General features: G+C 35.8%; 8 protein-coding genes and 1 tRNA gene. 3 read left to right on the top strand and 6 right to left on the bottom strand.

Features of this window, described 5'->3' with window-relative positions; translation table 11 throughout:
- The first annotated feature begins 126 nt into the window (after positions 1 to 126).
- Complete coding sequence (locus ACFIJL_RS06445; protein WP_375623604.1) at positions 127 to 1,695, top strand: TerC family protein; 1,569 nt, start codon at positions 127 to 129, stop codon at positions 1,693 to 1,695.
- A 527-nt stretch (positions 1,696 to 2,222) separates the two neighbouring features.
- Here the strand turns inward: ACFIJL_RS06445 and ACFIJL_RS06450 are convergent.
- The 4 genes from ACFIJL_RS06450 to ACFIJL_RS06465 form a co-directional block, all read right to left on the bottom strand.
- Positions 2,223 to 2,507: a DUF6990 domain-containing protein gene (locus ACFIJL_RS06450; RefSeq protein ID WP_375623606.1), complete on the bottom strand. Its 285-nt coding sequence runs from the start codon at positions 2,505 to 2,507 to the stop codon at positions 2,223 to 2,225.
- Between the two features lie 151 nt (positions 2,508 to 2,658).
- Positions 2,659 to 2,889: a hypothetical protein gene (locus ACFIJL_RS06455; RefSeq protein ID WP_375623608.1), complete on the bottom strand. Its 231-nt coding sequence runs from the start codon at positions 2,887 to 2,889 to the stop codon at positions 2,659 to 2,661.
- Between the two features lie 1,899 nt (positions 2,890 to 4,788).
- A complete protein-coding gene (locus ACFIJL_RS06460) occupies positions 4,789 to 5,196 on the bottom strand; it encodes a YbfB/YjiJ family MFS transporter (protein WP_375623680.1) in 408 nt (135 codons plus the stop codon).
- A 539-nt stretch (positions 5,197 to 5,735) separates the two neighbouring features.
- Positions 5,736 to 5,812: transfer RNA gene (locus tag ACFIJL_RS06465), tRNA-Arg, on the bottom strand.
- A gap of 263 nt (positions 5,813 to 6,075) precedes the next feature.
- Here ACFIJL_RS06465 and ACFIJL_RS06470 point away from each other — a divergent pair.
- The gene (locus tag ACFIJL_RS06470) at positions 6,076 to 6,849 is read left to right on the top strand and encodes an NAD kinase (RefSeq protein WP_375623610.1); all 774 of its coding nucleotides are present in this window, start codon (positions 6,076 to 6,078) and stop codon (positions 6,847 to 6,849) included.
- Between the two features lie 146 nt (positions 6,850 to 6,995).
- Positions 6,996 to 8,399, top strand: a complete 1,404-nt coding sequence (locus tag ACFIJL_RS06475) for a DEAD/DEAH box helicase (protein WP_375623612.1) — start codon at positions 6,996 to 6,998, stop codon at positions 8,397 to 8,399.
- A 60-nt stretch (positions 8,400 to 8,459) separates the two neighbouring features.
- Here ACFIJL_RS06475 and gltX read toward each other — a convergent pair whose 3' ends face one another.
- Positions 8,460 to 9,833 (bottom strand): glutamate--tRNA ligase, encoded by a 1,374-nt coding sequence (gene gltX, locus ACFIJL_RS06480; protein WP_375623614.1) that lies wholly within the window; start codon positions 9,831 to 9,833, stop codon positions 8,460 to 8,462.
- Between the two features lie 10 nt (positions 9,834 to 9,843).
- Entirely contained in the window at positions 9,844 to 11,505 is a 1,662-nt protein-coding gene (locus ACFIJL_RS06485) for an NAD+ synthase (RefSeq protein WP_375623616.1), read from the bottom strand.
- Positions 11,506 to 11,557 lie beyond the last annotated feature (52 nt).

The following is an 11,557-nucleotide window of genomic DNA, read 5'->3' on the forward strand; positions in this document are numbered from 1 at the left end:
TATTGTGCTATTTTTTTCTTTGAATCTAAGTTTTCTTACATACAATGTTCATGATCCAATATACGAATAAAAGCCTATGAATTTTTTTTGTCAATCGCGCGCTTTTAAACTTCTAAAAGGTAAGGAATGATGGAATGGATCACTGATCCCCATGCGTGGTTTGGTTTGATCACGCTGGTTTTTCTCGAAATTGTTTTAGGAATAGATAACCTTATCTTTATTGCAATTTTAGCTGAAAAATTGCCACTGCATTTGCGTGACCGCGCACGCTTTATAGGTCTTACTTTAGCATTAATTATGCGGCTTTTCCTTCTTACCGTTATTGGATGGGTTATGAGACTCGATAGGGTCATTCTTTCACTTTCATCTTTTGCATTTAGTTGGCATAGCTTTATTTTAATCGGTGGTGGAGCCTTTTTGCTAGCAAAGGGAACGCTAGAATTACATGAAAGGTTAGAAGGAGTATCACATGAAAGAAAAACAGGCGTTGGTTATGCTGTTTTTTGGCAAGTCATCGTTCAAGTCGTGGTGCTGGATGCCGTTTTTTCACTAGACAGTATTATTACCGCAACAGGTATGATTGCAAAAGAGCAGGCAGCAGTTATGTATATCGCAGTCATAGCTGCTATGGGAGTAATGATGTGCGGATCTGGTGCTCTTATGCGTTTTATTAATCGTCATCCCACTATTGTAATCCTTTGTCTTGGTTTTTTGATGATGATTGGTTTTACTCTCATTGTTGAAGGATTTGGTTTTCATATTCCAAAAGGGTATTTGTATGCTGCTATTGGTTTTTCTGTTCTCATCGAAGCTTTTAATCAAATTGGACGTCGTAACCGTGAAAAAATGATTAAAACGAATGATCTACGCAGTAGAACAGCTGATGCTGTTTTGAGGCTCTTAGGAGGAGGAAGCAAAGATAGTCACCTTGCTGAGACTGTAGATGTTATTGCTGAACAGGCTGCTGCTTCTGAGTTATTTAGACCAGAAGAAAAGGAGATGATTCGTGGTGTTCTCGATTTAGCTGATCGCCCTGTTCGCTCTATCATGTCGCCACGTAATGAGATTGAGTGGTTAGATTTAAATGCTGATGAAAATGAAATGCGTGAAGAATTACAAAAAGTTAAACATAGCCGCTTAATTCTTGCGCGTGAAAAAGTGGATGAATTTGTTGGCGTTGCGTTGACAAAAGATCTTCTTTTGAATTTGGCTGAGGGGAAAAAGATTAATTGGAAAAAAGCTATGCGAGAACCCCTCGTTGTTCATGAAAACACAAGTGTTTTACGATTGATGGAGCAGTTACGTCATTCTTCGATTCAGCTTGCAATTATTGTTGATGAGCATGGATCTTTTGAAGGAATTGCAACACCAACTGATATTCTTGAAGCTATTGCAGGAGACTTTCCTGATGACGATGAAGAACTCATGATCGCAGAACAACTTGAAAATGGCAGTCTTCTTGTTGAGGGATATGCTGATATCCGCCGTTTAAGTGGTTATCTTGGGCGTAACCTTGTAGATGAAGCAGATCGTTATACGACTCTGGCAGGCTTTATGCTTTGGCAGTTTGGTCATTTACCAAATGAGGGAGAAAGCTTTGAAACGGATGGTTTACACTTTAAAGTGATTGAAATGGAACGCCGAAACATATCTAAAATCCTTATTTCTCCACTTGTATCACCAGAAAAAAGCTAATTCTTTTTATAAGCAAGATGAATAAAAAGATTTTTTTATGATTAAAAATTGAAAATAATAAGCCGTTGATGACTTAATTGCATTTCATTATTTTTATATTTTTTTAAGCCTAAAATAATGACATACAAAAGTTATGTTATCAATGAACTTTCCATTACAAGAAGTTTTCATTGATGATTGACGAAAAGCTGGAAGAAAGAAAATGGTGCAAATTATTTGTCAATAGTCATTAATCTCAAAACAATGAATATATACAACATTTTGATTTATAATAATTATTTATTACAATATTACCTTCACATCAAGAAAGCCTCTTTCAAACATCAGGTTTCCGCCAATGGATAAAACTCCACCATTGTTGAGTTCACTCAACTGATGATGGCAGCTTTAAAGCAGAATCTGGTTCCTATAATCTTTTTAGATCTTCTTGATATTTCTTAAGGAGCTATTCCTTATCTTTTGTTTCGATAAATGTAGCTATTTTTTTCCTTCCAAGAATGAGACTCCACCTCTCTGGAAACCCCTTATTAAGAACTTTGTTTTTCTTCTAGATGGCTCATATTTTTTGCTAATTTTTTAATTAAAGTGTAGCTGAGCTGCTTAGATTTCACTACTTTTTTGGCTAAAGCCAATGCACGTTCCAGATGAATCTGTTGGGTGTTTTCATCAAAGCCTAAATGATCCTCTGCACTGAAACTTTGATAATAAGATTGTAAGGGTGCAACATCACCCAATAAAGCCACTGCACCAATATGAAGTAAGCTATAATCTGCATCATCTACCTTGATAACCTTATGTGCCTCCAACTTCACTCTTTTACCAAGATGGTGCTCCATATCTGGAATAAAAGCATTTATGAAGATCTATTTTTTTCATCGCCTATTTCAAGATATAATCAAGCTTAATTCCAACTAATCTGCATATATTTCTTCTTCACAAACTCTCAATCCCTTTTTATCAAAATCAAGTTGTAGATCTTGTAAGTGCTAAGAATTGATAGGGATCAATTACCATGCAGGCAACAGCTAAAATACCAGTACTAATCGAAACTCCAACATCAAATTGCGGATAATCTTTGATAATTGCGCCATTGTAAAGAATTTGCGCTTCATGATCTGGTCGTTGATAACGTATTAAATGATTACCTGCCTCTTTAATTTTTTCAACAAACCAATCAAGATTTTTAAAGAGCACTGTTGCACTCTCCATGATTAAAAAATTCTTTGCTCTACCTCAAAAGAGGTTGTATCCATATCAAAAGTCAAAAGACAAGCAGATTTTTGCAAACAAAAGTGATAACGCCGTGTAAGAGAAGAATCTTATCAATAAGGTCTTTGGTGATTTCTCATGAAACGTTTAAACGAGATGGAATCTTGTTCAATAAAAAATACAATAAAGTCAATATTTTGTGTACAATTGTTTTATATGAATCCCATTTAAAATCTACACTTTCATACGTAATTTAATTGACCATTTTGATAAACAATTACCATGTATGAATAGACCATAAAAAGCAAATCATGATGCAAATGTTATATCTTGTGATAATCAAAAGCTTTTTAATGATATAACGCAAGAAAATGAGGTCCCCTCAAATTTAAGGATACCTATTAAGACAAAGATAAGCAGATAAATTTAAAAAAATTGTAATCATATCACAAAGGCATGGGGTTTTACTCAATTTTGAGTCAAAAGCGACAATGTTTAAAGAATGCTCTATTCTAAAGTTAACGAGCTCGAATTTGTGCTGGTTAATTTTGCCAGCTCAAATATGGACCGGCTTATTTGCAGAGAAGTTATGTTTAAATGCAAAGTGAAAATACGCTTATGAGAACCTCACTAAATGAACGTTTAAACGTTTAGAGACATAAAATGATATCTCTATAAAAACGTTTGAAACCTAGATTTATAACAGTTTAAAAGCCTTAGATTTTATAAAAAGCGGTTGTTTATTGTCTTCTGAAAAGCTGCTTTTAAAAACCAATGCTTGTAAATATAAACAACGGATTTTGTTGCAAATATTCACTTAATACGCATTTTCTCTTGATTGTCTTAATATGAACCTACCAAGCGTTGAAACATTTTGATAATGTACTTTGTGTCAAATGACCACCTCAAAAATGAGAGCGTTATTCTTAATACGTTTTATAGCCATAAAAAAGTGTTTATAGGTTCTGTAATTCAAATGAGTGATTAAAGATCATATCTGTCATTTACGTTCCTTTTGATCAGTTTTAATCAATATAATAGAGCGCTTGCAATATGATATGTTTTGTATATATGCATTCATTATTGATTTCTTTTGTATGATCTGTAGCACCTCTATTTAAAAGCAGCGTCATATCAATTGGTATGGCTTTCTTTTATGAATTCTTTCTTTTATGACGCGTTTATAATCATCAAAAAAGCGCCCCCCACGTCTGTCATTTATTCTGTTTATCAATCTTGATAATGTTATCGCTTTCATAAACCTCACAATTTATGGGAACCGAATATAAATCGCTATGTCTTTTTATTCTTGCATTGCCATATACATTACCTCTAATCACGAAATAACCAGAGACCTTGGCATTTCCGTAAATAGAGCTATACACATCAGTATGACACCCCATGCTATCATTGCCCGTAAACCTTTCCTAACAACAGCATGATTCATAAACCGCAGCATTGCTATGAATACGTGCACTACCGGATAATTTTGCATTCCCATAAACCCGCGCATAATGATAAACTCAACCGTTATAAGAAAGATGAGCATTGTCATAAACATGAGCACTAAAATACACATAGGTTTTATCACATATAAGGGTATTGCCATAGACATAGCCACCAATGGCAGTATTGCTATAGCCCCTTGTATTTTCATAAACACGACTATATTTTACAACACAGACACTATCAGCAACCCAGCAATTGCCATCATGAAAGAGATTGCTCTTTCATTTTCAATAAAAGCATCTAGACCGCTTTTTTTACATCACCAAAATCGTTTAAAGAACGAATGCGATATAAAATATATGACCAGTCACGAAATCTATTTGATTGGTTAATTCATATTTTTGGGATGGTTTTTTCTTATTAACAGGAGTGATTTCATTTGCAATAGAAGAAATAACAGAGTTGTTTTTTTGATATAGTTGTCATATTCAAGCTAATAATAACATATTCATTACCTAATCGAATACCAACTCCTACACCTGCATAAAGCGAAGCAATAATCCGCCCATTATGGCTATGCTGCATGACCAGAATAGACCCCAAAACCATCATTGCTACACTTGCAACACCAGCAGCAAATGGATCAAAAGGACCAAGTGTTAACGCCATGAAAATAATAAGTGCACTCATTACTATAGCTGCACAAGATAGTATGTGAGGAGCAAGAGATATATTCCCAATTCTGCCAAATGTAAAGAACATACTCCCAACTAAATAACCACCATAATTAGCGCTCGGTATATAAGAAAGTTGATTAAAGGTAAACAATCCCTCATCTAACATAACTGGCAATATTGGTGTATAAAGAAATCGTCAGATACCCATTCCCAAAACCATACAGAATACAGCGTTTTGAAAAAAATCAAATCTTGACGATTATTTTTTCCCCATTATGATTCCTTTAACTGGTGATATTCCTCATCCGCGTTCCATCTCACCATAACAGCCTTTAGCTCCAAAAATAGAATAAACGCAAATTTAGCTATCTATTTTAATGCTCAAAACAATATATTTAGCGATCTACTATCAACATCACCTGATCAATTGTAGAATAACATATTGAATTAATATGTATTTTTATGTTATAAATGTTTATAGTTAAATTGAAAGCATATTTAGATAATCTTGCTCTTTTATCTCGACATTCAAAATACCTAACCGAAGAATTATAATACGCAGCCGTAAATTTTACTTCTCTTAAAATCATTGGCTTATTCGCTAAAAAACTTAATAAACAATTCAAATAACCATTTTCATAAAAGAGGAAATTGACTTCTTTTTAGGTAATATTGTTATTTAGGATAATATGAAGTTGAAGAATTTGGTGCACCCGACAGAATTCGAATCTGTGACCTCTGCCTTCGGAGGGCAGCGCTCTATCCAGCTGAGCTACGGGTGCTTCACACTGATTATTAAAATCAGTTATGGTCTTTTAACTAATCATACTCTTAGCTTCAATGCTAAATTATCATTCTAATAAAAAAATTACTTGTTTGTAATTTATCTAACGACGCACTCCTTTTACTTTTTAATGATACTTTACCTTGAAATAACTTCTCTTTATTCAATGCTCTTTTTATTATAAAAAGAGCTTTTATTACAACTTCAAAACTCTCAAAAATAAGTTACAACATAAATTATAAGTATCAGGATAATTTTTAAATGGCTACATTACCAAGTCGCTTTCATTTTATTTCCGCAGAAACTGAGGAGGCTGTTAAAGCTACCCATAAATTAATTTCCGTTTATGGTCATTCTTCTTTGGAAGAAACTGATATTGTTGTTGCTATAGGTGGTGATGGGACAATGTTACAAACCGTACGAGAAGTCATGAACACAGGCAAACCTATTTATGGCATGAATCAAGGTTCTGTAGGATTTCTTATGAATGAATTTCATGAAAAAAAATTGCCCAATCGTATTGCTGCCGCACATAAAAAAGAAATCCATCCCCTGCGCATGATTGCAAAATCTGAATGTCAAGATTCTATCGAGGCGCTTGCAATTAATGAAGTATCCCTCTTTCGGCAATCTTATCAAGCAGCAAAAATTCGTATCACCATTGATAACAACGTACGCATGGAGCAATTAAATTGTGATGGTGTTCTTGTTGCCACACCAGCTGGATCAACCGCCTATAATTTATCAGCACAAGGACCTATCTTACCTCTTATGGCTCCCCTTATGGCCCTCACTCCCGTTAGCCCTTTTCGCCCTCGGCGTTGGCATGGAGCTTTGCTTCCCAATACAGTAACAGTGCGCTTTGATATGCTTGAACCTGACAAACGCCCTGTCAACGCTGCTGCAGATAATATTGAAGTTAAATCTGTCCATTCAGTTACTATTTCAATGGCAACAGAAGTAACAGCTTCAATCCTTTTTGACTCAAATCATTCATGGGATGAGCGCATTTTATCAGAACAATTTCGCTATTAATGATTGTATTATGCGTTTTATGTGTATATGATTGTTATAGTTAATTTTTTTGTAAAAACATCTTAACACTTTTAAAGAGTGTAGAATATTGGTTATAATTATCATTTAGATAACGCAGTTAAAATCACAGAGCAGTTGATAAAAAAATGATACCATCTTTAAACAGTTTTGATGATTTAGGTCTTTCCGCAAAGGTTATTAATGCCGTAAAATCAGCGGGATATACCGTTCCAACACCTATTCAAAGTGAAACAATTCCGCATGTCCTTCAAAGAAAAGATGTTCTAGGAATCGCTCAAACGGGAACAGGTAAAACTGCTTCTTTCGTATTGCCTATGCTCACTCTCCTTGAGAAAGGTCGTGCAAGAGCACGAATGCCCCGTACGCTCATCTTAGAACCAACACGGGAAATTGCAGCTCAAGTTGAAGAAAATTTCGATAAATACGGAATAAACCATCGTTTAAATGTTGCTCTTTTGATTGGTGGTGTTTCTTTTGAACTCCAAGATCGCAAACTTGAACGGGGAGCTGATGTTCTTATAGCAACACCAGGGCGCCTTCTTGATCATTTCGAGCGTGGTAAATTGCTCCTGATGGGCGTTGAGATCCTTGTTATTGATGAAGCTGATCGCATGTTGGACATGGGCTTTATTCCTGATATTGAACGCATCTGTAAGCTAACCCCTTTTACGCGTCAAACTTTGTTCTTTTCTGCAACAATGGCACCAGAAATTACAAAACTAACGAAACAGTTTTTACATTCCCCAGTAGCTGTTGAAGTTACAAAAGCTTCCTCAACAGCCACCACAATTACACAACGGCTTGTCAAATCTGGAAATAAATCATGGGACAAAAGAGCAGTTCTACGAGAACTTATCCAAAATGAAGGTGCAGAGCTTCAAAACGCTATTATTTTCTGTAATCGCAAGAGAGATATCTCTGAACTTTTTAGATCACTCATTAAACATAACTTTAATGTAGGTGCATTGCATGGAGATATGGACCAATATTCACGCATGAGCACCCTAGCCGATTTTAAAAATAATAAACTTACACTTCTGGTTGCTTCTGATGTTGCTGCCCGTGGACTCGATATTCCAGCTGTAAGTCATGTATTTAACTATGATGTTCCTACACATGCTGAAGACTATATCCATCGAATTGGTCGTACAGGACGTGCAAATCGCAGCGGAAAAGCCTTTACAATCGTTACAAAAGCTGATCAAAAATATATCAATGCCATCGAGGAAATGAGTAATGAAAAAATTGAATGGCTCAATGGAGATCTCTCGACTTTAATAACTGATGATCAAACAGAAGATATTGTTGTAAAGAAAAGGTCTTCAAAATCTTCAAAGAAAACTGCTCCCAAAGAGCCTGTTGCTCACATTAAAAAATCTGCAAAAGAGAATAAAATAGATTATATCAAAAGCGTGAATAATAAAGAAAACCCACCTGAACAACAGCGCCCACGAAAAAATAAAAATTACACGCCCCTTGGATTTGGTGATGATATTCCTGCATTCATGCTCATAAAAACGCGTAGATAGACTTGTCCTTTACTCTCTGTAAGCATAAAGTAAATAAAAAATGCCTTTTAAAAGTTTCTCTTATTTCTTAGAGAGTCTTTCTATTACCTTTTCACGCCCTAAAAGCTGCAAAAGCTTTCCCATTTCAGGTCCATGATCCATGCCGGTAAGTGCTTGACGTAATGGCATAAATAAAGACTTTCCTTTCCGACCTGTTTTTTCTTTTAATGCGGTTGTCCAAATTTTCCAACTTTCCTCATTCAAAGCACCTTCAGGTAAGAAATCGAGTGATTGACGCACAAATTCACAATCTTCTAATGCTACTGTGTCAAAATTCTGTTCATCATGAATGATTTTCCACCATAAGACAGCATCATTGACTTTATCAATATTGCTTCTTACCGCGTTCCAGAAATATTCCGCCTTATCTCCTTCAATAGAAAGTTTTTTAAGGCGCATGTTAACGTTTTCATAACTTAGTTCATGAACAAGATGACTATTCAAAGTACAAAGATCAGCAATATCAAATTTTGCAACCGATTTTGATGTATCTTGTAAATTAAAATGCTCTAAAAGTGCTGCTTGATGGGGATAGGGATGTACATTTTGTGATGTCCCAATCAAAACAGCAAGACACTGAACAGCTATAGATTCAAATCCTTCTTCTCGTAGAGAACGAATAGAAAGATCATTATTGCGTTTTGAAAATCCTTTTCCTAAAACTGTTGCCAATAAATTGGTATGACCAAAAACAGGTAATTCTGCATTGAGAGCTTTAAAAAGAGCAATCTGAACCCCTGTATTTGTAATATGATCATCCCCACGAATAATATGTGTAATGGCCATATCTGCGTCATCCACAACAGACGGCAATGTATAAAGATAGGTTCCATCTTTACGAATAAGAACAGGATCTGAAAGAGAAGCCAAATCAATCGTCTGCTTTCCCTTTACGGCATCATTCCAGCAAACTTCTGTTCTCTTTGTTTGCAAAGGATCACTTTCAAAATTAGGAAGAAGAAAACGCCAATGCGGTTTACGACCTTGTAATTCAAAGTTTTTTTTGTCTTCTTCTGTCAACTTCAATGCTGCACGGTCATAAATAGGAGGCAATTTGCGTGAAAGCTGGATTTTACGACGCCGCTCTAATTCCTCTGTTGTCTCATAACAAGGATAAAGAAGACCACGTTGTTTGAGAATTTCTGCCACTTCATCATATCGATTAAATCGCTTGGATTGGTAATAAATTGCATCTGGTTGAATACCGAGCCATTCAAGGTCAGCAGCAATAGCATCGATATATTCTTGTTTAGAACGCTCAATATCTGTATCATCATAGCGCAAAACAAATTCTCCCTTATACGCTTGCGCATAAAGCCAATTGAAAAGCGCAATACGGATATTGCCAATATGAATATAACCTGTTGGAGAGGGAGCAAAACGAACTTTAACCATAAAATAATACTCAATTTTTATCGCGAAAATGATTGACTATAGGATAGCGACGATCGCGTCCGAAATTCTTGTAACTGATTTTTACACCAGGCGCAGATTGACGCCTTTTATATTCGGCACCATAAAGAAGCTGTTCAACTTTCGCAACAGTTTCTCGTGAATGTCCACGTTTAACAATATCACAAATACTCATGTCATTTTCTACAAGAGATTGTAATATATCATCTAAAATAGGATAAGGAGGAAGAGAATCTTCATCTTTTTGATTTTCCCGCAGCTCTGCAGAGGGTGCTTTTTCTATAATATTGGATGGAATGATCATTCCTTCTGGTCCTCTCAAATTGTGCAAGTGATTTTTATTGCGCCACTCCGCTAATGCATAAACCTGCATTTTATAAATATCTTTAAGAGGATTAAACCCGCCATTCATATCCCCATACAGTGTTGCATATCCCACAGCCATTTCTGACTTATTGCCTGTCGTTACCACCATTGAGCCGAATTTATTTGAAAGCGCCATTAAAAGTGTACCGCGTATACGACTTTGAAGATTTTCTTCTGTGACGTCAGAGGGTAACCCTGAAAAAACAGGGGCCATTGTCTTTAAAAAAGCTTCAACAGGTTGTGCAATCGGTATGATTTCATAACGACATCCCAAAAGATCAGCACATTCTTTGGCATCTTTTAATGACTCTTGCGAAGTATAATGATAGGGCATCATAATGGTGCGAACCCTCTCAGCACCAAGAGCATCCACCGCCATTGCCGTACACAGGGCTGAATCAATTCCTCCTGAAAGACCAAGAATAACATCCTTAAAGCCGTTTTTATTAACGTAATCTTTTAATCCCAAAACACAAGCTTGATAATCAGCCGCTAATCCATTGAGAAGACTTTCATTAGGACCTGAAATACAGTGCCATCCCGTCGTTGTTTTTTGCCAATGGCTTAAAGCAATATGGCTATCAAAGTGTTTCATTTGAAATATCTTTTTTCCTTGTCCATTCAAGGCAAAAGACCCACCATCAAAAACGAGCTCATCTTGACCACCTACTTGATTAGCGTAGATAATTGGCACTCCAGATTGTAGAGCCTGCGTATGAACAACGTCTATACGTTTTAATGTTTTATTACGATAATAAGGAGATCCGTTAAGGACAAGAATAATCTCAGCCCCTTTATCTTTAAGCTCTGTACTAAGAGAGAAATCATTCCAAAGATCTTCACAAATGACTATTCCCAATTTGATTCCATGATAAATAATAAGCTCAGGACGTGGACCGGAAGAAAATAGACGCTTTTCATCAAATTCGGCATAATTAGGTAAATCAAACTTTAAGCTTTCGGCAATGACTCTCCCTTCATCAAGAAGCATGACACCATTATAAATTTTGCCATTGCGTCTTAATGGAAGACCGATGACAATACCTGGTCCGCCTACGGTTACTTTTGCTAATTTCTCAATGGCCTCTTCACATGTTTTTGTAAAAGCAGGTTTTAGAACAAGATCTTCCGGCGGATAAGCGCTTATAAAAAGCTCCGAGAATAAAACAAGATCAGCCCCCTCTTCTTTAGCCTTTTGATGTGCCATAACAGCTAGAGAAAAATTCCCCTCAATATCACCAACAATAGGATTTAATTGGGCAATTGCTACCCGAAAATCATTTTTCATAAGCCTTTTTATCACTTCATCAGTTTGGCAACCACAACTTTATTTTTCATCA

This window comes from Bartonella sp. TT119HLJHH, assembly GCF_042193385.1.
Classification (GTDB): domain Bacteria; phylum Pseudomonadota; class Alphaproteobacteria; order Rhizobiales; family Rhizobiaceae; genus Bartonella.

What these genes read in the sequence shown, in the direction of transcription:
- ACFIJL_RS06445 (WP_375623604.1), top strand. Translation starts at nt 127, where the DNA reads ATGATGGAATGGATCACTGATCCCCATGCGTGGTTTGGTTTGATCACG.
- ACFIJL_RS06460 (WP_375623680.1), bottom strand. Translation starts at nt 5,196, where the DNA reads ATGTTAGATGAGGGATTGTTTACCTTTAATCAACTTTCTTATATACCG.
- ACFIJL_RS06470 (WP_375623610.1), top strand. Translation starts at nt 6,076, where the DNA reads ATGGCTACATTACCAAGTCGCTTTCATTTTATTTCCGCAGAAACTGAG.
- ACFIJL_RS06475 (WP_375623612.1), top strand. Translation starts at nt 6,996, where the DNA reads ATGATACCATCTTTAAACAGTTTTGATGATTTAGGTCTTTCCGCAAAG.
- gltX (WP_375623614.1), bottom strand. Translation starts at nt 9,833, where the DNA reads ATGGTTAAAGTTCGTTTTGCTCCCTCTCCAACAGGTTATATTCATATT.
- ACFIJL_RS06485 (WP_375623616.1), bottom strand. Translation starts at nt 11,505, where the DNA reads ATGAAAAATGATTTTCGGGTAGCAATTGCCCAATTAAATCCTATTGTT.